The following is a 23,134-nucleotide window of genomic DNA, read 5'->3' as shown; positions in this document are numbered from 1 at the left end:
TCACACCGTGAACAGAGCTAACTTTTGAATGCGGACAATCAGGGGAGCAGGTCACTCCCAGCCCGGCGAGGATGAAGAATGCCCGCTCAAAGCCGCCACTGCTGCCGACCACCCAGCCGGTGATGGCAGGCGCGGCAAAGCCTGAAACAGCAAAGAAAAAGTCCATTATCCCCAGCGCCGTAGCCGACCGGTCCGGGGCCACGTCAACGTTGACGGCGTAGTAGACCGCGTTTGCCCCCATGGAGGCCGCGACCGCAACGCTGATCAGCGCCAGGGCGACCCAGAGTGTCGAGGTGAAGGCGACAGGCAGGATGACGACGGCGGCGATCAGCTGCGTGATGATGATCTGCCAGCTGCGCGAGATGCGAAGGCTGTGGGTTTTCTCCAGCAGACGGTCGGACAGATTGCCAAGCAACAGCAGCACCAGACCGGCGACCGCCCAGGGCACGAAAGAGAACCAGCCCACATTGGCAACCGATATCGAAAACTTCTGTTCCAGATATCCCGGCAGCCATGTCATGAAGAAGAACAGGAAATAGCCAAAGACGAAGAACGCCCAGTAGTTGGCTAGAAGCGTTCCGTTCGTGAACAGCCGCTTCCAGCTTGTTTCGGTCGCGTTGTCGGACCGGGCAGGAACGACATTTCTGTTGCCACGGTCTGTGTAGGTATCCTCGACGGCCTTGTGCCGGATATGGGCCAATTCGGATTTGTTTACTTGAGCCGATTCTTCCGGCCGGTTTCGGAACAACCAGAACCACAGCGGAAACCACACAATGCTAGCTGCGGCGAGGATCCAGTACAGCGTGCGCCAGTCGGTAAAGGACAGGATGCCGCTGACGACAGGGCCGCCGATGGCCAACGAGAGAGGCACCGCTGCCAGTGAATAGCCCAACGCCCGTGCGCGTTCACGCGGTGACAGCCAGTTGGCGACGGCACCGGTGAGGCCCGGAAACATCGGTCCTTCCGCAAGACCCAGGAGCGCGCGCAGAGCCAGAAGAAGGAAGAAGCTGGAGGCGACGGCGGTCAGCGCGCTTGAGACCGCCCAGAGGATGACTGCGGCAGTCAGGATGATACGCGGACCGAAACGGTCGGTCAGGATACCACCGATGAAGGTGGTGACCATGTAGCCAACCCCGAAAGCTCCGAGAATGAGCCCCTTCTGGCTGTCTGACAGGCTCAGTTCCTTTGAGATCGGGTCGATGGCGTAGGAGATCGCCGAGCGGTCGATGTAGTTGATCACGACGATGGCGAAGAGAAGCGCGACGACGAGCCAGCGATAGTGGGTCATGGCTCCGTCAGAGCGGGAGGTTGGGGCTGCCATTCGGATCACTCCCGTCTTGGCGTTGCAGTATGCGCAGCGCTGACCGCCCACCACCGGCAGGACCAGCCCCGCTGCGCACTCGTTTTATTTCCGGCTATATTTGATCGTGTTTCTTTCCTCTGCCGGTTCCCAAGATCAAATAAATGTAAGAATTCGGTCGGTTGGTTGGGGGCTCATCTGAAGAGGTTGCTGGTAGCCAGTTTCACGATCTCGTCACCGCGTCCGTTCAGGATCGCGCGCATGCCATAGAGGCTGAAGCCGATGGCCTCGTCGGCCTTGATGGTTGGCGGCATGGCCAGTTCTTGCCGGTTCGACACCACGTCGATGAGCGCAGGGCCATCGTGGGCGAAGGCGTCCTGCAGCGCACCCTTGAGATCGTCGGCCTCCTCGACACGAATACCCTTCAGGCCGATGGCCTCAGCGACCTTTGCGAAATCTGGGTTCTGCAGGGCGACATTCTCGGGCAGGTAGCCACCGGTCTTCTGCTCCAGCTCCACAAAGCCGAGCGTTCCGTTGTTCAGCACCACGATCTTGACAGGCAGCTTCAGTTGTACGGCCGTCAGCAATTCGCCGAACAGCATCGCAACCCCTCCGTCACCAGACATGGACACGACCTGCCGGTCAGGAAACGCTGCCTGCACCCCCAGCGCCTGCGGCATCGCGTTCGCCATGGAGCCGTGGTTGAACGAGCCGATCAGTCGCCGCTTGCCGTTGGTCTTGAGATAGCGCGCGGCCCAGATCGCGGGCGTGCCGACATCGACGGTAAAGACCGCATCCTCTGAGGCCACCTCGTTGACGATCGAATAGATGTGCTGCGGGTGCAGAGGTTTGCCCGGCTTGCTGGGGACCGCCAAAGCGTCGAGGTCTTCACGTGCCTTGGCAAAGTGCTTGAGCGCCTTGTCGAGGAACTCTCGCGGTCGGTCTCCGTCGATCTTCGGCGTGATCATGCGCGCAAATTCCACAACGTCGGCTTCGATCCCCATTGTCAGGGCCACACGCTTGCCGAGCGCGCCGGGCTCACGGTCGACCTGGATGACCTTGGCACCCTCGGGGTAGAAATTCCGATAGGGAAAGTCGGTGCCGAGCATCAGCAGCGTGTCGCATTCTTTCAGAGCGTGATACCCTGACGAAAATCCGATCAGTCCGGTCATGCCCACGTCGAAAGGGTTGTCCCATTCCATGAATTCCTTGCCGCGGAAAGCGTGGACGATCGGCGCTTTCAGTGCGTCGGCCAGCGCCACGACCTCGTCATGCGCGCCCATGGTACCGGCCCCGGCCAGGATCGTGATGTCGCGCGAGCCGTTCAAAAGCTCCGCTGCGGCGGTGATGTCGCTATCGACTGGTACGCGGCGCACCGGCGAGGGCGGCACGAAGGCCGGGGTGTCGCCGTCGAAGTCCAGAAGAGACACGTCGCCAGGGATGACGATCACCGAAACGGTGTTCCGGCCGATGGCTGTGCGCAAGGCCCTGTGCAGGACGCCAGGCATCTGCTTGGGCGTGGTGACGAGCTCGCAGAAGTCACTGCATTCTTCGAACAGTTTCGTGGGATGGGTTTCCTGGAAGAAGCCCAGCCCGATCTCGGTCGAGGGGATATGCGATGCGATGGCAAGCACGGGGACCCGGTTGCGGTAGCAGTCGTAAAGCCCGTTGATCAGGTGCAGGTTGCCCGGCCCGCAACTGCCTGCGCAGACCGCGAGCTTGCCCGTAACCGCAGCCTCTGCACCGGTGGCAAATGCTCCGGCCTCTTCGTTGCGGACATGCATGAACTCGATCTCGCCGTTCTCGCGCAGGGCGCCGTCAATGGCATTGAGGCTGTCACCCGTCACGCCCCAGATCCGCGTTACCCCGGCGGAGGCGAGTGTTTCGACAAGAAGTTTGGCAAGAGTGGTCATCTGCAGGGTCCTTTCGGGAATGGATCAGAGGCGCCCTCGGGAAGGGGGAGCGCCTGTGCGGGACAAGGGGTCGGCTATGGCTTGGGCGGGTCGGGATCAAGGTTATGGAGAGTGTCGCAGAGTTCGTGGAGTGCTTGAATAGGTAGACAACAATTCTGGTGTGAAAGCCAAAATCGTAACCCCATTATACGGTGGGGATTTCTCCAGTGAGACGATCAGCCAGATCTTGGAAAATTCGACATTCAGACCTGCAGCATCGGAATGAAATTCTCTGGCGAGAAACTTTGCGACACGCCCGGTTTGGCCTATTGGAAAGCGGCCCCGACCGGTGTTGCCGCGGGCTCTTATGGAAGACGTCCGGTGACGTAGTGTGCTTCACCCTGGGCGAAGCTCCAGTCTTCCTCCCGATTGGTGAACACGGAAATCAGAAGGTCGTTGGGATTGAGGCCGCACTGCTTTTCGAGGCGGTCAGCAAGAAGCTGATAGATCTTTATCTTCTCGACATGCGTTCGCGGACTGGTGAAGAACTGGATCGAAAGCATCTGGTTTGAACGCGTGAAGCCGAGACCGGTATCAAGGAACACCATGCGTCCCGGCTTGTGCTCATGGACGATCTGATAGCGGTCGGAATCAGGTACGCCAAAGGCGTCAACGACGCAGCTCTGAATGGTATCTAGAAGGGTCTGAAGCTGCTCTTCCGATCGACCTTCGATCATGTCAATTCGCAGTAGAGGCACTTTGGTTACTTTCTTGGAGAGATCTGTAGATGCGTTTACATCGCTCTATAACGCTCTGCCCACCGGACTGGTTCCCTGCCTTTCTTATTGAAGCTGTGCTTTCTCGACCATCCGCTTCCTTTAGGATATCTGAAAGTGAAGGAAATGAAGCCTTTTCAATGGTAGGTGTCTGGTTTCGGGATCTCCAGATCCTGCTTCGAATGCCCGAAATGAGGGCGCGAAGCATCCTTTCAGGGTGGTCTGGCAGAGTGTTGAAGACGTTCCGAATTGCCTTGAGAGCGGCTTCGTGAGTGCGTCGCAAAGGTGTCCATCGCGGCTCCAGCGACGTTCGGCGCGAGTTCGTGTGCCCGGACGGTGCCGCGATCAAGGCCGATCTGCGGCCCACTGGAACCGCCTGAGCCAAGAAACGTTCCTTGCAAAAGATGAAAGTTCGACAGAGTTTTCAGTAGGTATGATCGTCGTTCAAGCAGCAGGTGACGCCACCCTCGGGTGTCACAGTCGAAGGAAAGCCAAACCATGACCGTTTATGGATTACAACGGGTGGGATCCGCATGAACGACGGTCTCGTCGTGATCCTGTTCCTGCTGGCCACGGTGATCAGTAGTTTGCTGTCGCGAGTCGTTCCCGGGCTGCCTCGGCCTTTCGTGCAAATCGCGCTCGGGGCGGCGATTGGAGCGCTGTCACCATGGAACATCACGCTCGATCCGCATCTGTTCTTCCTGATGATTGTTCCGCCACTCCTGTTCTATGATGGCTGGCGCTTGCCGAGCGATGACCTGGCGCGTGATGCGCCGACGGTGCTGAGCCTGGCGCTTGTTCTGGTCTTTGTCACCGTCGTTGCAATCGGCCTCCTGATCCACACGATCTTACCCCAGCTGCCGCTTCCCGTGGCCTTTGCCCTTGCAGCGGCGATCTCGCCGACTGATCCGGTTTCGGTTTCGGCGATTACTTCCCGTGTACCCATGCCTCGCCGCCTGATGACCGTGTTACAGGGCGAAGCGCTGTTGAACGATTCCGTCGGGCTGGTGTGTTTCAAGTTCGCGGTTGCCGCGATCGCTTCGGGCGGATTTTCAATCTGGCAGGCCGGTGGCGAGTTCCTCTGGCTTTCGAGCGCGGGCGTCGGGATAGGTGTCGCCGTGACATGGCTCAGCATCTGGCTGACCGCAAAGATCGATGATCGCCTGGGAGCGGATGCGGGATCGACGGCACTCATCACGGTGCTCATTCCCTTCGGTGCCTATATTGCGGCCGAGCATGTCGGTGCGTCAGGCGTCCTTGCCGCCGCGGCCTCGGGTCTGGCCGTGACCTTGCGCCATTCAGCGAAACTGGGCGGCGGGGTTCATCGGTTGGAGCGACGCGCAATCTGGAACCTGATCAGCTATACGCTGAACGGGGCGGTCTTCGTGCTGCTGGGCGAGCAACTTCCAAGACTGTTGGAGAGCGGACTGAAGGTGTCCGGAACTGCCAATCTGAAAGGGGTGGAAAGCCTTGTCCTGCAGATCGGCCTGATCCTGATCGCGCTCTACGCGGTCAGGCTGATCGTCCTTGGCATCGTCTTTGGCGTGCTGCCGGCCTGGCGAAAACTGCGCACGGGCGATGCGGGTCCGAAGTTGCTCCCGCTGCTGATATCGATGACGGTGGCCTCACCGCGCGGAGCACTGACACTCGCCGCAATCCTGACGTTGCCCGCAACATCCTCTGGCGAGATTTCGCTGGAGACCCGAGACCTTGCCATCCTGGTTGCCGCCGTGGTGATCGTATCCACCACGACCCTGACGGGACTGCTGCTGCCGGTCTGCCTTCGGTGGCTTGACTGGCATGGAACCGGATCGACCAGGGACGAGTTGCGGGAGATTGAGGTCCGTATGGCGGAAGCAGCCCTGTCGGCGCTGAAAGATGCGCGCTCGGATCGGGCAAAGGACATGGAAGACACCACTGCCCTCGACGCGGCCACGGGCGAAATCATGGAAATCTACCAACATCGGCTGGACAGCTTACGTCACGAATTTGATGCGGATGACAGAGAGTCCGCCGCCGAACTGCGCTGCGATCTTCACAGTGCCGCGCTGAAAGCAGAGCGCCGTTTCTTAAAGGATCTAAGAAACGAGGGCGCGATCACGGTCAGCCAGGCGGTGGAACTTGACCGGCGCATCGATTTGGAGAGCGCCATCAAGTCCCAGCGGGGACACGACTAGCCTTAGGTCTGGCGAGAGCCCGAAAGGGGTATGGCCAAGCGCTGACGCGCACCTACCGGATGCGCGTCAGGCATATTTGGAATTTCTGCAACCCGGATTGCCAAGTGATTGCGAAGGCAGCTCCCTCGTGGCCGCGATATGCGTTCCGGGGCGCTCGGTTCAGACGTTGCCCAGTGTCTGCGCCGGATCCTCGACGTAGTCGTCCACATCCTTGTCCTTGACAGCTACGCCCGTCAGGTGTGCGCACTGAAACGCCAGGAAGCGCACGCCCAATTTGTGGCGCTCCTCCAGAGAGTTGCGTTTGCGGAAATCCGCGAGGCCCTGACGCTCTTCTTCACCCATGTGATCGCTGTTGGCGACCTCGCAGGCGGCGACTGCCGAGAACCACTCCGGCGAACCAACCTCGTAATTCTGCACCTTTTCGCCGGTATCCCGGATTTCGTTGTGATCACCGATGGCGTCGCGTGTCTCTTCCTCAGCATCGTCGGCATCGGCAGCACCGGCGCCTGTTTTCAGGAGGTCAGGATAGAAAAAGCGTTCTTCGGCCTCCGCATGAGAATCAAGCAGGGCTTTCAGGCGACCCCACACGGCCGCGAGGGCTTCGGTTTCGCTTGGGTCTATCTCGTTGATCGCGGCAAACAGACGGCGTTGTTCGGCGTGGTCCTGCAGGATGATCTGAGTGACGTCCATCTTTATTCCTTCGGGTTGCAGAGTGGCGCTCGAAACGCGGTCAGAATGAGCTCCTCAAATGTTCGGATATTTTTAGGGCATCCGATTTTGTGTTCAAGTCTCGGTCAGGAGACGTGAGAGCTGCCCCGCTCTCTGACCCCAAGCTGCGCCGGAGGCGATCTGAAAGCCCCGACCTGCAGATACGAACCCAAAATATTTCAGCTTTGGCAAAAAAATTTTCAAGAAATTCCGATCACTGGTCAGTTCTGGTAAGCAGGAATGCAGCGCAAGCGCTTGACCCGGAACAAGTAAGAAACAAGAAACAAAGGTGATAGATCTTGACCGGAGTCAAGTAAGGACCCAGAAGTGGTGCCTTGGCACTGACGACAGGCCGCAGGCACATTGTGTTGAGCAAAAAAGAAAGAAGAAAAAGTGAACAATCAACCGATCAGCCTACTTGACCTATCAAAGCAGGCGATCATCCCGATCATCACAGCGGTTGGACTTCTGCTCGCCGTTGCCGTGGGATGGGTCTGGTTCGGACTGGAAATGGCCGTTGTCGTCCTTCTCGGGCCCTCCGGCGCGTTCAAGACCCGCTGGTCGAGCACGCGTAACTGCTCCGTGGCTGGCCGGATCAGGTGGCTGTTTCACCATCTGCGGCCCAATGTTCACAGCTACATCCTCAAGGACGACCTTGGCGGCACGCCTCATCCCCTGTCGCCGCGTGGCCATTCGGCCTTTTCCGCGCGGATCGAGTTACTGGAGGTCGCCGCAAGGATGCGTGAGCTGTCCGGCGGCAAGCCCGTTGGCCTAAAGCAAAGCATCGGACAGCCACATGAACCCTTTGCGATCATCAAAGCGATCCGTGGAGCGCGATGAGCGATGAAGATCTCGCTCATCTCCAGCTGGGGACTGCTGGGCGGGAGCATCCCTGCGGCAGTCTTCGTAACGGTCCTTCTGGAGGCCTTCGGCTTGCCTCTGCCCGGCGAAAGCGCGCTGATTGCCGCCTCGGCCGCCGCCGGCGCGGGCGCAACACGCCTGCCGTACGTTTTCCTGGCGGCTTGGGCGGGGGCGGTCATTGGTGACAACATCGGTTACGTCATCGGGCACCGATACGGCCAGTTGCTGGTAGCGCGCTACGGCGACCGTGTGGGCCTGACACAGGCGCGCTACGCGCGCGTGGAGGCCGCAACGGAGAAATACGGCGCGTTCATGGTCGTATTCGCGCGGTTTTTCGTCGTGCTGCGCCAGTTCAACGGACTGGTTGCGGGGTCGACGGGAATGCCCTGGCCTCGGTTCCTGATCGCCAACATCGTCGGCGCAGCGGCCTGGGCCGGGCTATGGACCGTGCTTGGCGGCAGAGCCGCGCACTGGTTGACGCACCATCCGAACGCGATGCATGCGGTTCCGCTTGTGGCAATCATCGCGGTCGTGATCTTCGTCGCCATTCGTCTGGTTCGAAAACGGCGCAGGCGCTGATGGCCACACAATCCGTAACTTTTCGATGAGCCGGTCATACGGCAGAGGCGACGCTTTCACACTTGTTGCTGATCGAAATCGTCTCGCTCAACCCTGAACAGAGCGGCGATGTTGCAAGCCTGATCTTCCTGTTGGTCCAACCCTTTTGCCACTTGGTGCGGCACTTCACGTTGCGCGCGGCGAGGGTAGCAGGAACCAGCCTTCATCAAATTCGCTCTTTCCCCATCCGGAAAAATCATCGGGGAAAAGTCTAATTCAAATGGGGGGTATTTAGCGCGAGCGCATTACTCGAAACCCATCTTCGGTGTGCCAAAAACCAAGCAGACACCTCGGCAAAGGTCAGAAACTGTCCGATCTCGATATTTGCAACAGAGCCGTTACGACAGCAAAAAGGTGCCGCTTCGAGGCGTTGCCTTCTGCAGCAAATTGCATCGGGGTCTTCGGAATCAGGACGATCGTCTTGCCAGTATCCTGGCCGCAACGGTGTAAGAGGCGGCAACGTGGCTACGCATCAGACGGCGAGTCTTTTCGGCGTTCCGGGCAACGATGGCTTCTGTAATCGCCCTGTGCTCTGCACGCGAGCTGACAAGCCTGCGCTGGTCCTCGGTAAAATTCGCCACGCGCCAGGGAAGTGTTCGGGTGTTCAACTCCGCCCAAGTGGCGGCAAGGACCGTATTGTGGGCGCCAGCATTGATCGCCTCGTGAAAGCGGGCGTTGACCTCGCCATAGGCTTTCGGATCATCGCCGCAGGCTTCCCCTTCCTCCAGAAGCGCCTGAAGCGTGAAGCGCTCTATCTCGCTCATGCGATGTGCCGCGAGGCTTGCCAGCGCGCTCTCAACTTCGCCAACCGCTTCAAACAGTTCGGAAAGTTCCTCCGCCTTCATTTCGCGCACCACGAAGGCGCGGCGGGCCCCCCGCACGGCAAGGTTCACCTGTTCCAACCGGTGAAGCGCCTCGCGCACCGGGGTTCGAGATACACCGAACTGTTCGGCAAGGGTCTGTTCCGCCAGCGGGTCGCCTGGCGGCAGCTGGCCGGAGACGATCCGAGCTATCAGGGCGTCGAGAATGGCATCGGCGGCTCTCCCGGTCATGCGCTTTGTCCCGGTTCATTAATGTGCACTGAGAGCTTGCACATGTATACATTTCGTGTCAACGTTCTGCTGTCTGATCGGGTGTTGCAGCGGGAGGTTGCGATGACTGATCTAGGGGCGAACAGAGCCAAAGGCCGGTCGCTCGAAACCCAAGAGCTAGGGAAGGAAATAAAGGATGCCAACCAGAGAGAGACGTAATGACCGATATAGACCACAGGAAGATCCTGGCCGAGCGGCTTTCCACGCAACTCGGACGTAGAACCCTTCTCAAGGGAATGGGGGCCGGCATCGTCGCTGCCGGCGTCAGCGGTATCCCCGGCGCCGCGCGCGCGCAACAAAGCGGGCATATCAAAATCGCGTCGGTGAAAGTCATCGACACTCTGGATCCCCACTTCACCGGGTTCCTCTCCGCGATCCAGATCATCAACAACATTCACAATGGTCTTCTCAAGATCACCTATGACGGCGAAACCGTCCGGTTCGAGCCTGACCTTGCCGAAACCTGGGATCTGGAAGACGACAAGACCCATCTCTTCAAGCTTCGCGACGGCGTCAAGTTTCACGACGGAACACCCTGCGATGCAGAGGCCGTCAAGTTTTCGCTTCTTCGCGTCAGAGACGGCAAGCCGACTTCTCCCCACGCCTGGAAGCTGAGCCTTCTGGACGAGATCGAGATTGTCGATCCGCTCACGGTCCGGCTCAAGTTCTCCAAACCCTATGCCTTCCTGCCGGTCGCGCTCAACGGCTCCACCGGGCGCGCGGGAACGATTGTGAGCCCGGCGGCGGTCGAGAAATACGGCACCGAGTATGGCCGCAATCCGGTCGGCACGGGCCCGTTCAAGTTTGTTTCCTGGAAGGAAAACGATGCGATCGAGCTGGAGGCAAATACCGACTATTTTGAACCCGGCCTGCCGAAACTGGAGCGCGCCACTTTCGTGCTGATGCGCGAAGCCTCGACCGCGCTTGCAGCTCTGTTTTCGGGCCAGATCGATGGCATGACCGATTGCCCGATGCAACTGGTCGACCAGGTTTCAGCCTTCCCGAATGCCGAGCTGTACGGCGCTATCGAGGGTAACTACACCTTCGTTGGCATGAACTGCCGAAGGGCGCCCTTCGATGATATGAACCTGCGCCGTGCGGTGGCATGGGCACTCGACCGCGAAACGCTCGTCAAGCAAGCCTATTTCGGCAAGGCCCAGCAGGCCTATACGCCGATCTCCCCACCCATGAGCGGTTTCTTCGATCCTAATATCGCAGAATCGGGCCGCGGCCAGTGGTTCGATCTCGCCAAGGCAAAGGAATTCCGGTCAAAGGCCGCCAACCAGGGTGAGATCGAGGTCAATTATATCATGGCCGAGCGTGGGCCGGTCGGTACCCGAATAGCCCAGACCGTCGCCCCGATGCTCGAACAGATCGGCATCAAGGCAAACCTGGAGCTTATCGAGCCCGCAGCATGGGTCAGCAGACGCAACTCCGGCGAGTTCGATCTTTATGATTTCGAATGGGTCGCCGATCTTGATCCTGACGAAACGATCTATCCGGAGTTCAAGTCGGATGGCGCGTGGAACTTCTGTGGCTGGAAAAACACCGACTTCGACGACTATTGCGCCAAAGCCCAGGTCGTTCTGGAAGTGGCCGAGCGCCGGAAGCTCTACTACGCCGCCGAGGACCTTCTGATGGACGAGGCGCCGATCGCGGTCATGGCGCATATGCCGATCTACAAGGTGTTCTCCAAAAAGGTACAGGGCTTCAATTACATCCCCGCGGATCTCGTCAACCTGCATACTGTGAGCCTCGCCTGATGTTGCTGCATGCGCTTGCCAGGATCGGGCAGACGCTTGCTGTACTCTTCGTCGTCTCGGTCGCCAGTTTCGGTCTTCTGAAGCTGGCACCGGGCGACCCGGTACAGATCATGCTCGGTTCCGAATATTCACCGGAGGCTTACGAGTCTCTCGTTGCCGAGATGGGGCTCGACCAGCCTTTTCTCGTGCAATATGCCCACTGGGCCCTGAACTTTGTCCAGGGTGACTGGGGGACGTCTTTTGTTGCCCATACCGACATTTTCACCTACGCCTTCAAGGAAGCGCTGCCGGTAACCTTGACGCTGGCGTCGTTCTCGCTGGCTTTTGCCATTCTCATCGGTGTGCCGCTTGGCGTTTTGTCGGCGGTCAAGAAGGATACGGCCTTCGACGCGGGTGCAGCCGTCTTCGCGCTTACCGGCACGGCTTTCCCTTCCTTCCTTCTGGGGATCCTGCTGATCTGGTTCTTCGGCGTGAAGCTCGGGCTCTTTCCCGTTATGGGCTACGTCTCGCCGTGGCAGGATTTCTGGACGGGGATCTATCACATCATCCTGCCCGCCCTCACGCTGTCCACCTATTTCATCGCCATGATCACCCGCCTGACGCGGGCGACACTGATCGAAGTGCTCGAGCAGCCCTATATCGCCGCCGCCCGGGCGCGCGGCGAACCGAACTGGCGGGTCATCTGGGTTCATGGCGTGCGCAATATCGCCATGCCTCTGGTCACCATTCTCGGACTGCAACTCGGGGTGCTGCTGCAGGGCACGGTCCTCACCGAAACCGTCTTCAATCTTCCCGGTATCGGTCAGATGCTGACAAGTGCGGTGCTTGGGCGCGAATACGCCGTCGTTCAGGCCGGTGTGATGATGACTGCGACGTTGTTCATTGGGGTCAACCTGCTGGTTGATTTGTCCTATCCCCTGCTCGACCCACGGCTAAGGGATCGCAAGTGACGCTTCCAGATATTTCCGAACCTTCCGGGCATCCCGGTGCTCAAGCCATAAAAACGACCGCGGTCCGGTCCATCTTCGTCCGCCGTCCGTTCTTTACCGCCGCGCTGCTGGTTGCGCTGGGCTACGTCCTGGCGTCGGTGTTTGCGCCCTGGATTACGCCCTACAGCCCTTTAGCCCAATCGATTGATGCCATGATGCAGCCGCCATCCGTGGCGCATCCGCTTGGCACCGACAGCTATGGCAAGGACATTCTCTCCCGGGTGATCTTCGGTGCCCGCTATGCGCTGGCCATCGGCTTCTTCTCGGTGCTGATCGGCGCGACGGGCGGGCTCGTCGTCGGGCTTGCCGCCGGCCTTTCCGGTGGCTGGGTGGAATGGGTGCTGATGCGGCTGATCGATTCCATCCTGGCCTTGCCGTCCCTGATCCTTGCCGTCGCCTTTATCGCCATCCTGGGGCAGGGGGTCGACAAGGTGATCATCGCCGTGGGGCTTTCTCTGATCGGGCCTTTTGCGAGAACCGTCAGGGCGGACGTCATGCAGGTGCGCGTGCAACTGTTCGTGGAGGCGGCGCATCTGATGTCGATCCCCCGGCTCAAGGTGATCTGGCGCCATATCCTGCCGAATGTGATCTTCCCTCTGGCGGTGCAGGTCACCATTCGTATTTCTGAAGCGATCCTGGTGTCCTCGTCGCTTTCCTTTCTCGGCATCGGTGTGACACCGCCCACGCCGGACTGGGGGCTGATGATTGCAGAAGGCCGGGCCTTCGTCAGCTTTGCGCCCTGGATGTCGGCCATGCCGGGGTTCGCACTGGCTCTGCTTCTGATTGCGCTTTCCATCGTCGGCGATGGGGTTCGCGAAGAATTCGATCCAAAATTGAGGAGGGGTGCATGACCGGGACACCGACCCTGAACGCCGCTCCGCAGCCGCTCCTGATCGTGGATGACCTGAGTGTTCACCGCGGCGCGGCGAAGATCCTCGACCGGGTAAAGCTGACCGTCGAAAAAGGCGAGACACTTGCTCTCGTCGGTGAAAGCGGTGCAGGCAAATCGACGATCGCAACCGCGCTCATGGGGCTTCTGAGTGGTGCCAAGGTCGAGGGGCATGCGGAGCTTGAGGGCACGGGCGACCTGCTGTCTCTGCCTTCGAAGCAACTTGTGAAGCTCCGGGGCCAGCGCATCTCGATGATCTTTCAGGACGCCGGGGCCGCTCTGAATCCGGCCTATACGGTCGGACGACAGCTGATCAGTGCCTTGCGCCGAAATCTGGGCCTCTCGCGGCGGGACGCACGCGAACGGGCTGTAGACCTGTTTTCCTCCGTCGGGATCAACGACGCCGAGGCCCGGCTTTCCGCTTTTCCTCACCAACTCTCGGGTGGCATGCAGCAACGGGTGATGGTCGCGATTGCGCTTGCATGCAATCCGGACCTTCTTCTGGCCGATGAGCCGACTTCGGCGCTCGACGTGACGATCCAGGCGCAGATCGTGCGGCTGATCCTGTCCCAGACACGGGCCCGGGGGGCGAGTTGCATCTTCGTTCTGCACGACCTCGCTCTTGCCAGCCAGTCCTGCGACAGGATCGTGGTTCTTTATGCCGGGCAGGTGGTGGAGTGCGGCCCAGCCCGCGACGTTCTGGAACGGCATCGCCACCCCTATACCAGGCAGCTCAAGTCTTGCGTTCTGGAAATCGGACGGCAGGACCTGGAGGCCCCGGAGGGGACCGTTCCGTCACATGACAGCATGCCGCCAGGGTGCCGTTTCGCCACCCGTTGTCCGCGGGCATTGCCGCGGTGCGCCAACGAAATGCCCCCTCTGACGCCCGCCAGCAACGACCGCGACGGCGCGTCCGATCACGCCTTTGCCTGCTGGAATCCGGAATGACCAGAACACGTTCAGAACCGCTGCGCGAGAAACCCGCAGCCGAAACGCCCGTCTTCGAGTTGATCGACGTGGAGAAAACCTTTCAGGTGCCAAAGCCCGGACGTCGGTTCAGCCGGGAAACGGTCGGGCTGAAAGCTCTCGACGGCGTGCGACTTCGCATAAATGACGGAGCTTCGCTCGCCCTCGTGGGCGAAAGTGGCTCTGGAAAATCCACGCTGCTGAGGGTTCTCCTCGGGCTGGATGCCCCCACCGACGGGCGAGCCAACTATCGCGGTCGGCCGATCTCGGACGTGCGCAGCAAGGGCACCGAATTCGCACGCGATGTCGCGCTCGTCTATCAGGACGCCAGAGGCTCGCTCGATCCACGCATGACGGTGGGCGCGCTCATTGCCGAACCGCTCCGGCATTTCGGCATCGTTTCGCGCGACGAGGAGCCTGCTCGTGTCGCCCAGCTGCTTGATCGGGTCGGCCTTCCGGTGGATACAGCGCAGCGCTATCCTTCCGGTCTTTCGGGCGGTCAGGTTCGCCGGGTGGCCATTGCGCGCGCGCTGGCGAGCGAACCTTCCGTTCTGGTGGCGGACGAGGCCGTTTCGGGCCTAGACGTTTCCACCCAGGCGCAACTTCTGACCCTGCTTCGTGGTCTGCAGCAGGACATGGGCCTGACGTTGGTCTTCATCACCCACGATCTTGGCGTCGCTAGCTACCTTTGCGAAAAGATCGCGATCATGTATCTCGGCCGGATCGTCGAAACGGGTGCGACGAACGATGTTCTTGCCGCGCCGGCTCATCCCTATTCCGCCGCTCTGAGGGCTGCCGCGCCGCGTTTCTTCGAACCTTTGCCGGAGCCTCTGCCCGGCGAGATACCCAGTCCGCTGGATCTTCCGAAGGGGTGCCGGTTTTCCACCCGCTGCCCCGCAGTGAAAGGCGATTGCCGGACCCGTGATCCCTATCTCGCGCAGCACGGTGCCGGGCGATCCGTTGCCTGCCTTCACCCTTTGTCAGAAGGCGAAGGGCTGCCCCTTGTTTCTGACGCGGACATGTCTTCGACGGCTGTCGCCGCTGACATTCAAAACCAAACCGACACTCCTCTTTCCCGGGACTAACATGACTTTCGATTTCTTTTCCGCCCGCCGCCCCTCGACCCTGGCTTCCGAGGCGATGATCGCAACATCCCACCCCCTTTCGACCGCCGCCGGTCTGGAGGTCTTGACGGACGGCGGGAATGCCGTGGACGCCGCGATTGCTGCGGTCGCCGTCCAGTGTGTGGTCGATCCGCTGATGACGGGTATTGGCGGCGATTGCTTTGCCCTCTACGCGCCGAAGGGCGGCAAGGTGAAGGCACTGAACGGTTCGGGCCGTGCGCCGGCCGCGGCCACTTTGGAGGCGCTGCAGGCAGCAGGTCTCGAAGGCGAAATACCGCAGACCAGCCCGCATTCCGTCACCGTGCCAGGAGCGATTTCCGCCTGGTGCCTCCTTCATGCGGACCACGGGTCGCTGCCGCTGGACCGGCTCTTTGCCCGTGCAATCGGCTATGCTGAGAATGGCTATCCCGTGACACCACGTGTTGCGATGGACTGGAGCGCGCATGCAGCATTGATCGGAAGCGATCCTCATGCTGCCAAGGTGTTTCTGCCGAATGGAAAAGCCCCGGTTGCAGGGGAGCGGCACGCGCAGCCTCTTCTGGCAGGACGCCTCAAGGAGATCGCGTCAAAAGGCGCTGCCGGTTTCTACGAAGGCGAAACCGGTTCAAACATGGCTGCGCATCTGCGGTCGCTCGGCGGTCTTCATACGGAAGAAGATTTCAACGAAGGCAGCACACAGGCGCATTGGGTGGAGCCGATCTCGGCTTCCTACGGCGGATATGACGTGCTGGAATGCCCGCCCAACGGCCAGGGGCTTGTTGCACTTGTGATCCTGCGGCTGCTTTCGAAGTTCGACATGGGGCAGGGGCTTTCCGAGGCAGACCGTATTCACCTGCATGCCGAGGCGACGAAACTGGCCTATCATCACCGCGACGTGCTTCTGGCTGACCCAGCCGCCTGCGAGGGACTGGCGGAGACGCTTCTATCCGATCGCGTCATCGACACGCTTGCGGCACGAATCCGAATGGACCGCGCCCTGCCGCCGACCCTCTGGGATGAACCGGAACACAAGGATACGATCTACCTCAGCGTGGTCGATGCGCAAGGCAACGCGATTTCCTTCATCAATTCCATCTTCCATGGTTTTGGTTCCACGCGGGTCGATCCGAAGACCGGCGTGCTCTTCCATTCGCGCGGTAGCTCGTTCCGCCTGATCGAAGGACACCCCAATGTGATCGCCCCGAAGAAGCGCCCGATGCATACGATCATTCCCGGGATGCTGTGCAAGGATGGCGCAGCGGTGATGCCGTTCGGCGTCATGGGCGGCCATTACCAGGCGTCTGGTCACGCAGCCTTCCTATCCGGTGTTCTGGATCTCGGGCTGGATCTGCAGGCTGCCATGGACGCACCGCGCAGTTTCGCTTTTGGCGGCGAATTGCAGATCGAACCGGGCATCGGCGAGACGACCCGCGCTGACCTTGCCGCCCGCGGTCACAAACTCAAGGTGGTGGAGAGCCCCCTCGGAGGCAGCCAGGCAATCCGTATCGACACGCAAAACGGCGTCCTCATCGGCGGCAGCGACAGCCGCAAGGACGGAATGGCACTGGGGTTCTAGAGCCTAACCGTTTGCGAGAAATCTGAACGGAGGCGACACGCTGGATTACGTTTGACGGGTTCTGTCGCAATCTGTCCGTCCGTTGCTTCTGGAATTGCTGGCGGCTGTCAGTGTGGGCTGGCGTGTGCAGGGTCATTTATGACCCTGCTTCAAGCCCCTTCGGAACGTCGGCCTTCTTCACGCTCAAAGCGTTGAGCATTTCATTTGCGACGATCCATTCCGCCACAATCTTTTCACCGCATGAGGTGAGATGATCGAAATCGCGGAACAGCACGCACCTGTCAAAAAACGGGCTTTCAGGCACTGGGTAGAGGTCAGCGATTTTCGTATAAATTAATTTGCGACCTTGCTCACTTTCCAGTGCAGCCTGATCCAGCAAGACAAGTTGCTCTTTTGCTGATTTAGCCATTTTCCGGCTCTGCAGATCGAAAAAGTCTTCTTCAAAGAAAATCGCGGAAACCACTAACTCAAACAGAAGGAAATTGACGGGTACATATCAGAAGGCGTCTCCGAACCTATGCGCTATTCGGTAGCTGTCGCCCCAATTTACTAAACAGCCGTGAGGGGTTAGCAATAGACAAACCTGCCGTTTGATTACCTTTGTGCATTGCTTCCATGGTTCCAGGGGAAATTGTATCTCAGGAAACGGAAAGAGAATGCCTGTCGAAGGGTCTGAAATATGAAAATCCTTGTTGCGGAAGATGACGAGACAATGGCGGAATACGTCCGCAAAGGTCTGCTCGAACAGGGATTTTCGGTCGATTGGGTGAGCGACGGCCGCGAAGCGCTGACCTATTGCCTTTACAATACCTGCGACGTTGCCATCATCGACAGGATGATGCCCGGGCTTGACGGGCTTTCGCTCGTCAAGGCGCTCAGGGCCTCCAACAGCTCCCTACCGGTTATCTTTCTGACGGCGGTTTCCGATGTCGAAGACAAGGTCGAGGGCCTGATGGCGGGCGGTGACGACTACATCGTCAAACCGTTTCACTTTTCAGAACTTCTTGCCCGCATTCATGCGTTGTCGCGGCGTCCCAAGCAGAACAACCACAAGACCGAACTCACGTGTCACGATCTCAAGCTGGACCTGCTCAAGCGGATCGCGGTGCGCCAGGGGCAGGTCATCGATCTGCAGAACAAGGAATTTGCCCTGCTCGAACTTCTCATGGAGGCAGAGGGCCGGGTCGTTAGCAGGACGATGATCCTGGAGAGCATCTGGGATTTTTCCTTCGATCCGGGAACGACCGTCGTTGAAACCCACATCAGCAAGCTGCGCCAGAAGATCGACAAGCCATTCGATACACCCTTGATCCACACCGTTCGCAACATGGGATACCGGATCCGTGCGCCTCACTGACCTCCTGTCGGGCAGCTCCTTTCGGACCTCCGCCAAGGTCGCGGTAGGTGTTCTGGTTCTCATGTGCCTGGGCGGAACGCTGTTCATATGGTCTGCAACTCAGGCCCTGCGCGATGCCACGGAGCAGCAGACCCTGGAGGAAGCGGTCCTACTGAGCGACATCTATTCCTCGGAAGGGCGCAAGGGCCTGGTGAAGGCAATCGGCACCTTGAGCGACCTCGTCAACAGTCAGGAACGGGTCTCTGCTGTGTTCGATGAAAAGGGCGTCAATCTGGCGGGGGCTGACCTTGCCATGCCGGAATTCATCGGTCTCCGCGACACCAAGCTGCAATCTGTCTCCGCGAAAGGGAGCGCAGGCCATTTCGTGCTGTCGGTCCAGAAGTTCAACGATGCAACGCTTGTTGTCGGCCGAAGCCTCAAGGGTGTCGACGAGACGCGGGCCCACATGATTGCGGGCCTCGTCGTCATGACGGTGTTGCTGACCTTCGGAACGCTGGTTCTGGGTCTGGCAGCGAGCCGTGAGAGTTTCGCAAAACTTCGGTCGATCGAGGGCGTTCTCGCACGCGTGGCGAAGGGAGAGTCCGAAGCGCGCGTTCCGATCGTTGACAGGAAGGACCAGATCGACCGGATCTCCATCCAGATCAACGCCAACCTCGACGCGCTCTCCGGCCTGATGGACAGCATGCGCGCGACAACCACTGCCATCGCGCACGACCTGAAAACCCCGCTTGCTCGTGTCGGCCTCGTGCTGAACGATGCTCTGGATGAAATCGAGGCCGGCGGCAATGGGCAGCCTCAAGTCGAACGGGCACTCACCGAGACGGGGTCGCTCAACGACATCATCGATACTATTCTCCGGATCACCCGGATCCGCGCGGGCTCACCGCGCAAGGATATGCAGATGAACGACCTCGGCAGTCTCATCGAGAATACGGTCGAGTTCTTCACGCCACTGGCACAGGAGAACGGTCAGACACTCGCGTTTCTGCCCGGGGAAGCCGGCGATTGCCAGCTTCTGTGCGACAAGAACATGGTGCAGCAGATGCTCGCCAACCTTGTGGGAAACGCAATCGTGCATGGCGGCCCCGGCATTTCGGTCCGAGTGCGTCTCGAGAACCGGCCCGACAGGCTTGATCTCGTCGTGGAGGACACGGGCGAGGGTATTCCCGACGGGCAGCGGCATGAAGTCTTCGACCTGTTCAAACGGATCGACAGCGCCCGCAGCAAGCCGGGCAGCGGTCTTGGCCTTGCCCTTGTCAAAGCCGTTGCCGACCATCACGAGGCTGCCATAGCGCTGTCGAAGACAGACCCCGACTCTGCCGATCATCCGGGGCTGCAGGTCACCGTCTCGTTCCCCAAACGCCAACTTCAAAAATAATTAAAGAACGCCGCAAGCTGCCTCAAACTCCGCCGCTTAGGGTTTTCGCAGTTCATGGACTTCGGGAAGTGAACCTTGAAAGCGAGAACCATTTAGGTCGGTCGGACTGAGAAGTCTGATTCCTTTTCAGCGATCTCCCTGATTGCACGGCCCACCAGTGCCCCTAAGCAAGGCGAATGGAGGCCTTGCAGCCACCCGCAGGCTGGTTCTCGTTTTCACTGAAGCTTTGAACCTGAAACCGCGGCGCCTCGGCACGATGCCGGGCCCGATTGCGAGGGACTCTGATGACCAGCAATGCACTTCACACCGCCGCCCGCCCGAACAACGCGCTTGTCGACGCGCTCCGCGATCATATGAACCAGCGGATCGTCGGCCAGGAGCAGTTCGTCGACAGGCTGCTTCTGGGTTTGTTCGGCGACGGGCACATTCTGCTCGAAGGAGCGCCGGGCCTTGCCAAGACAAAGGCCGTCAACACCTTGGCCGAACTTATCGAAGGCGAGCCCTGCCGTGTCCAGTTCACGCCGGACCTGCTCCCCAGCGATTTGACCGGGACGGAAGTCTATCGGCCCGAAAAAGGAACCTTCGAGTTTCATTCCGGCCCCCTGTTTCACAACCTGATCCTCGCGGACGAGATCAACCGTGCACCGGCCAAGGTGCAGTCGGCCCTGCTCGAAGCCATGGCCGAGCGTCAGGTGACCGTCGCTGGAGCGACGTATCGTCTGCCGGATCTTTTCATGGTGATGGCAACCCAGAACCCGATCGAACAGGAAGGCACCTATCCGCTGCCGGAAGCCCAGCTCGACCGCTTCATGCTGCACGTCAAGATCGACTATCCGTCAGCAGACGCCGAACGCGAGGTGCTGCGGATCGTACGTGGCGAAGCCATGGCCGAAAACGTGAAGCCCACCTTCCAGGTGTCCCAGAAGGAGATCTTCGACGCCAGACAGGCGGCCTTGAAAACCCACGTCTCGGATGCGCTCACGGACTACATCATTCAGCTGATCCAGGCGACCCGCCGTCCGCAGATGTATGGCGACGACCTTGCCCATCAGATCTCCTACGGCGCCTCGCCCCGTTCGACCATCGCCCTGGACCGCTGTGCGCGGGTCCATGCCTGGATGAACGGCGCGGATTTCGCCACCCCGTCCGACGTGCAGGCCGTCCTGCATGACGTGCTGCGCCACCGCATCATCCTCAGCTTCGAGGCAGAAGCGGAAGGCAAGACAGCGGACGGTTTCATCGACGCCCTGATCGACAGGGTTCCGGTTGCTTGAACACACGGGGGACCGTCATGACAGACCATGAACTCAAAGGTATCGTCGCGACCCTGCCCGAACTGGTGAGGGTGCGCCCGCAGCGCGGCCTCACAGGGTTTGCGCCCTCGGGTCGCGTTGCGACCCACCAGTGGGGCGCCAACCGCTCCGTTTTCCGCGGACGCGGCATGGAATTCGCCGAAAGCCGTATCTATCAGCCCGGCGACGACGTCAAATCCATCGACTGGCGCGTGACGGCCCGCACGGGCCAGGCTCACACCAAGCTCTTTCAGGAAGAGCGCGAGAGGCCCATCGTCATTCTGACCGACATGCGCGCAATGATGCAGTTCGGCACCAGAAACCGTTTCAAGGCAAACCTGGCAGCGGAAGTGGCTGCCATGATGGCCTGGACCGGGCATGACGGCGGCGACCGTGTCGGTGGACTTGTCATGACGCGGGAAGGCCTGCGGGACTTTCGTGCCTCCAGAACCCGGCGCTCAGTGCTCGGATATCTGGAAGCTCTTGCGGAAGAAACGCGGCCGGAGCGCGCCCTGGGAACGGAGGTGACGCTGGCACATGCCCTGCGCCGCCTGCGTCACCGGAACCGCCCCGGAACGCTTGCCTTCGTCATCAGCGATTTCTCCGATTTCGGCGACGACGCGGAGACAGAGCTGCGGCATCTGGCGGTGAATGCCCATGTCACCAACATCCAGGTCAGCGATCCCTTCGATGCGGCGCTGCCGCCGCGCGGTGGGCGTATCACCGATGGCGAACATGCGCTGGCCATTTCGGCTCTCGGCGGGCGGAAGCTCGAGCACTACGCACAGCAGTTCGAAGCCCGAAGAGAGCGGCTGGAACTGGTCAGCCGTCATCACGGCATGGTCTGCCACTTCCTGCAGACCCCTGACGATCCGTCCTGGATCCTCCACCCGCATCTCAACCGGAGTATGGCAGCATGAGCACAGATCTCTCTCCGCAGATGCTGGCCCAGTTGGACCAGCTTCGCGACATCCACCTGCCGGAGCCTGTTGGCTGGTGGCCGGTCGCGCCAGGCTGGTGGGCACTGCTCGCCCTCGTCTGCGCGCTCGTCGTGGCCGCTGTCGTCTGGACCTGGCTCCGCCGCCGCAGCGCACGTTTCCTTGCGCTTCGCGAACTTGAGGCGATCAAATCGGAGAGGGAAGACGAATTCCTCACGCAGATCTCGTCCCTGCTCCGGCGTGTTGCCCGTCGCCGCTCGGCCGGTGCCGACGTGCTGACCGGCGAGGCGTGGAGCGCGTTCCTGATGGAAGGCAAACACGGCATGGACCGCGATACCGCGGCGCTTCTGGCCACCGGTCCCTACGGCCCGCCGGCCAACCAGAATTTTGAACCGGAGGCGCTACGCGCCGAAACCGCCACCTGGATCAGGAGGAACGGATGATTACCTTTCTCTGGCCTTTGGCCTTTCTTCTGCTGCCGCTGCCCTTTGTGCTGCGCTATTTTCTCAAACCCGCTGACAAGGGGCTGGGCGGCGCGCTGAAGGTGCCGTTCTTTGCCAGCCTGTCGCGGGATCTGGGAAGCCGTGCCGACCGGATCACAACATCCTGGTGGAAGCTTGCTGCTGCCTCGCTTGTCTGGTTGCTGATGGTCACGGCAGTGGCCCGGCCGGCCTATGTCGGTCCCGAAGTTCCGCTTCCCGTCGAAGGCCGTGACATCATGATGGCCATCGACCTCTCCGGTTCCATGGCCGAACAGGATTTCGCTGTCGGCGGCAAGCCGACCACCCGCCTTGGCGTCGTCAAGGATGCAGCCGACGCGTTCATCGAACGCCGGAAAGGCGACCGGGTTGGCCTCGTGCTTTTCTCGAACCGCGCCTATCTGCAAGCGCCTCTGACCTTTGACCGTCAGGCGGTCCGTGATCTGCTCGATCAGGCGGAAGTCGGTCTGACAGGCCAGAAAACGGCTATCGGCGACGCCATCGCGGTTTCCCTGAAGCGCCTGAAAGACAGGCCGGCGGAAGGACGTGTTCTCGTTCTCTTGACAGACGGTGCGAACAACGAAGGCAAGATGGACCCGATCCAGGCGGCCGAACTTGCCGCGAAACTGGGGATCCGGATCTATACCATCGGCGTCGGCGCAGGTCCGATGGCAGTCAACACCCCGATGGGCCGCCAGATGGTCAATCCGTCCGCGGACCTCGATGAAGGCACCTTGCGCAAGATCGCCGAACTGACCGGCGGGGAATACTTCCGGGCAACCGACGTCAACGGTCTGGCACAGGTCTACCGGTCAATAGACAAGCTGGAGCCGATCGGTGCCGACCCGGTGCATGTGCGCCCTGAAGTCGCCCTGTATTTCTGGCCGGCCGGTCTGGCCCTGCTCCTGACGGCGCTTGCCGCGCTGTTCGCGACGGTTCCGGCCCTCATCACGCAACGCCCCGTACACAAGGAAGCCTGAC

The 23,134-nt window shown here is 60.3% G+C and carries 21 protein-coding genes; 15 read left to right on the top strand and 6 right to left on the bottom strand.

All coding sequences use genetic code 11. The features are described from left to right. The 3 genes from V1T76_RS28070 to V1T76_RS28060 form a co-directional block, all read right to left on the bottom strand. Positions 1-1,321 (bottom strand): MFS transporter (locus V1T76_RS28070; protein WP_330563972.1); only part of this gene is annotated, 1,321 nt, incomplete at its 3' end. Between the two features lie 173 nt (positions 1,322-1,494). Further along, entirely contained in the window at positions 1,495-3,213 is a 1,719-nt protein-coding gene (poxB, locus tag V1T76_RS28065) for a ubiquinone-dependent pyruvate dehydrogenase (RefSeq protein WP_330563971.1), read from the bottom strand. Positions 3,214-3,557: 344 nt separating this feature from the next. Beyond that, the gene (locus V1T76_RS28060; RefSeq protein WP_330563970.1) at positions 3,558-3,950 is read right to left on the bottom strand and encodes a tautomerase family protein; all 393 of its coding nucleotides are present in this window, start codon (positions 3,948-3,950) and stop codon (positions 3,558-3,560) included. A gap of 551 nt (positions 3,951-4,501) precedes the next feature. On the opposite strand from V1T76_RS28060, the gene V1T76_RS28055 reads away from it, so the two are divergent. Beyond that, entirely contained in the window at positions 4,502-6,145 is a 1,644-nt protein-coding gene (locus V1T76_RS28055) for a cation:proton antiporter (protein WP_330563969.1), read from the top strand. Positions 6,146-6,304: 159 nt separating this feature from the next. On the opposite strand, the gene V1T76_RS28050 is transcribed toward V1T76_RS28055, so the two are convergent. Further along, complete coding sequence (locus tag V1T76_RS28050; RefSeq protein WP_330563968.1) at positions 6,305-6,835, bottom strand: hemerythrin domain-containing protein; 531 nt, start codon at positions 6,833-6,835, stop codon at positions 6,305-6,307. A gap of 411 nt (positions 6,836-7,246) precedes the next feature. Between V1T76_RS28050 and V1T76_RS28045 the strand changes: the two genes are divergently transcribed. Further along, positions 7,247-7,693 carry a hypothetical protein gene (locus tag V1T76_RS28045; RefSeq protein WP_330563967.1) on the top strand — a complete coding sequence of 149 codons (447 nt, stop codon included), beginning with the start codon at positions 7,247-7,249 and terminating at the stop codon, positions 7,691-7,693. Between the two features lie 3 nt (positions 7,694-7,696). Continuing rightward, positions 7,697-8,293, top strand: coding sequence for a DedA family protein (locus tag V1T76_RS28040; RefSeq protein WP_330563966.1), 597 nt, complete (start codon positions 7,697-7,699; stop codon positions 8,291-8,293). Between the two features lie 446 nt (positions 8,294-8,739). Here V1T76_RS28040 and V1T76_RS28035 read toward each other — a convergent pair whose 3' ends face one another. Continuing rightward, positions 8,740-9,384 carry a GntR family transcriptional regulator gene (locus V1T76_RS28035; RefSeq protein ID WP_330563965.1) on the bottom strand — a complete coding sequence of 215 codons (645 nt, stop codon included), beginning with the start codon at positions 9,382-9,384 and terminating at the stop codon, positions 8,740-8,742. 197 nt (positions 9,385-9,581) lie between these two features. Here V1T76_RS28035 and V1T76_RS28030 point away from each other — a divergent pair, with 197 nt between their 5' ends. From V1T76_RS28030 to V1T76_RS28005, 6 genes are read left to right on the top strand one after another with little or no spacing between them, the layout of a single operon-like run. Continuing rightward, entirely contained in the window at positions 9,582-11,186 is a 1,605-nt protein-coding gene (locus V1T76_RS28030; RefSeq protein WP_330563964.1) for an ABC transporter substrate-binding protein, read from the top strand. Further along, positions 11,186-12,136, top strand: coding sequence for an ABC transporter permease (locus V1T76_RS28025; RefSeq protein ID WP_330563963.1), 951 nt, complete (start codon positions 11,186-11,188; stop codon positions 12,134-12,136). Before V1T76_RS28030 ends, V1T76_RS28025 begins: the two co-directional genes overlap by 1 nt. Further along, a complete protein-coding gene (locus tag V1T76_RS28020) occupies positions 12,133-13,026 on the top strand; it encodes an ABC transporter permease (protein ID WP_330563962.1) in 894 nt (297 codons plus the stop codon). The genes V1T76_RS28025 and V1T76_RS28020 overlap by 4 nt, the downstream gene beginning before the upstream one ends. Next, positions 13,023-14,012: an ABC transporter ATP-binding protein gene (locus V1T76_RS28015; RefSeq protein WP_330563961.1), complete on the top strand. Its 990-nt coding sequence runs from the start codon at positions 13,023-13,025 to the stop codon at positions 14,010-14,012. Before V1T76_RS28020 ends, V1T76_RS28015 begins: the two co-directional genes overlap by 4 nt. Next, complete coding sequence (locus V1T76_RS28010) at positions 14,009-15,115, top strand: ABC transporter ATP-binding protein (RefSeq protein WP_330563960.1); 1,107 nt, start codon at positions 14,009-14,011, stop codon at positions 15,113-15,115. The genes V1T76_RS28015 and V1T76_RS28010 overlap by 4 nt, the downstream gene beginning before the upstream one ends. 1 nt (position 15,116) lies before the next feature. Further along, complete coding sequence (locus V1T76_RS28005) at positions 15,117-16,709, top strand: gamma-glutamyltransferase family protein (RefSeq protein WP_330563959.1); 1,593 nt, start codon at positions 15,117-15,119, stop codon at positions 16,707-16,709. 136 nt (positions 16,710-16,845) lie between these two features. Here the strand turns inward: V1T76_RS28005 and V1T76_RS28000 are convergent, their stop codons facing one another. Then, a complete protein-coding gene (locus V1T76_RS28000) occupies positions 16,846-17,118 on the bottom strand; it encodes a hypothetical protein (protein WP_330563958.1) in 273 nt (90 codons plus the stop codon). Between the two features lie 270 nt (positions 17,119-17,388). On the opposite strand from V1T76_RS28000, the gene V1T76_RS27995 reads away from it, so the two are divergent. The 6 genes from V1T76_RS27995 (at position 17,389) to V1T76_RS27970 (ending at position 23,133) form a co-directional block, all read left to right on the top strand. Next, the gene (locus V1T76_RS27995) at positions 17,389-18,066 is read left to right on the top strand and encodes a response regulator transcription factor (protein WP_330563957.1); all 678 of its coding nucleotides are present in this window, start codon (positions 17,389-17,391) and stop codon (positions 18,064-18,066) included. Further along, positions 18,053-19,444 carry a sensor histidine kinase gene (locus tag V1T76_RS27990; protein ID WP_330563956.1) on the top strand — a complete coding sequence of 464 codons (1,392 nt, stop codon included), beginning with the start codon at positions 18,053-18,055 and terminating at the stop codon, positions 19,442-19,444. Before V1T76_RS27995 ends, V1T76_RS27990 begins: the two co-directional genes overlap by 14 nt. Positions 19,445-19,728: 284 nt before the next feature. Then, on the top strand, positions 19,729-20,718 hold the full coding sequence (locus tag V1T76_RS27985; RefSeq protein ID WP_442970198.1) for an AAA family ATPase: 990 nt from the start codon (positions 19,729-19,731) through the stop codon (positions 20,716-20,718). A gap of 17 nt (positions 20,719-20,735) precedes the next feature. Beyond that, entirely contained in the window at positions 20,736-21,656 is a 921-nt protein-coding gene (locus tag V1T76_RS27980) for a DUF58 domain-containing protein (RefSeq protein ID WP_330563955.1), read from the top strand. Next, on the top strand, positions 21,653-22,117 hold the full coding sequence (locus tag V1T76_RS27975) for a DUF4381 domain-containing protein (RefSeq protein ID WP_148584051.1): 465 nt from the start codon (positions 21,653-21,655) through the stop codon (positions 22,115-22,117). Before V1T76_RS27980 ends, V1T76_RS27975 begins: the two co-directional genes overlap by 4 nt. Further along, the gene (locus V1T76_RS27970) at positions 22,114-23,133 is read left to right on the top strand and encodes a vWA domain-containing protein (RefSeq protein ID WP_330563954.1); all 1,020 of its coding nucleotides are present in this window, start codon (positions 22,114-22,116) and stop codon (positions 23,131-23,133) included. Before V1T76_RS27975 ends, V1T76_RS27970 begins: the two co-directional genes overlap by 4 nt. Position 23,134 lies beyond the last annotated feature (1 nt).

This window comes from Roseibium sp. FZY0029 (assembly GCF_036350355.1).
GTDB lineage: Bacteria > Pseudomonadota > Alphaproteobacteria > Rhizobiales > Stappiaceae > Roseibium.
This window is presented reverse-complemented; position numbering and strand designations above follow the sequence as displayed.

Bases quoted from the DNA above. Each gene is read 5' to 3' on its own strand.
- poxB (WP_330563971.1), bottom strand. From the start codon at position 3,213: ATGACCACTCTTGCCAAACTTCTTGTCGAAACACTCGCCTCCGCCGGG.
- V1T76_RS28055 (WP_330563969.1), top strand. From the start codon at position 4,502: ATGAACGACGGTCTCGTCGTGATCCTGTTCCTGCTGGCCACGGTGATC.
- V1T76_RS28050 (WP_330563968.1), bottom strand. From the start codon at position 6,835: ATGGACGTCACTCAGATCATCCTGCAGGACCACGCCGAACAACGCCGT.
- V1T76_RS28040 (WP_330563966.1), top strand. From the start codon at position 7,697: ATGAAGATCTCGCTCATCTCCAGCTGGGGACTGCTGGGCGGGAGCATC.
- V1T76_RS28035 (WP_330563965.1), bottom strand. From the start codon at position 9,384: ATGACCGGGAGAGCCGCCGATGCCATTCTCGACGCCCTGATAGCTCGG.
- V1T76_RS28030 (WP_330563964.1), top strand. From the start codon at position 9,582: ATGACCGATATAGACCACAGGAAGATCCTGGCCGAGCGGCTTTCCACG.
- V1T76_RS28025 (WP_330563963.1), top strand. From the start codon at position 11,186: ATGTTGCTGCATGCGCTTGCCAGGATCGGGCAGACGCTTGCTGTACTC.
- V1T76_RS28015 (WP_330563961.1), top strand. From the start codon at position 13,023: ATGACCGGGACACCGACCCTGAACGCCGCTCCGCAGCCGCTCCTGATC.
- V1T76_RS28010 (WP_330563960.1), top strand. From the start codon at position 14,009: ATGACCAGAACACGTTCAGAACCGCTGCGCGAGAAACCCGCAGCCGAA.
- V1T76_RS28005 (WP_330563959.1), top strand. From the start codon at position 15,117: ATGACTTTCGATTTCTTTTCCGCCCGCCGCCCCTCGACCCTGGCTTCC.
- V1T76_RS28000 (WP_330563958.1), bottom strand. From the start codon at position 17,118: ATGGCTAAATCAGCAAAAGAGCAACTTGTCTTGCTGGATCAGGCTGCA.
- V1T76_RS27995 (WP_330563957.1), top strand. From the start codon at position 17,389: ATGAAAATCCTTGTTGCGGAAGATGACGAGACAATGGCGGAATACGTC.
- V1T76_RS27985 (WP_442970198.1), top strand. From the start codon at position 19,729: ATGACCAGCAATGCACTTCACACCGCCGCCCGCCCGAACAACGCGCTT.
- V1T76_RS27980 (WP_330563955.1), top strand. From the start codon at position 20,736: ATGACAGACCATGAACTCAAAGGTATCGTCGCGACCCTGCCCGAACTG.
- V1T76_RS27975 (WP_148584051.1), top strand. From the start codon at position 21,653: ATGAGCACAGATCTCTCTCCGCAGATGCTGGCCCAGTTGGACCAGCTT.
- V1T76_RS27970 (WP_330563954.1), top strand. From the start codon at position 22,114: ATGATTACCTTTCTCTGGCCTTTGGCCTTTCTTCTGCTGCCGCTGCCC.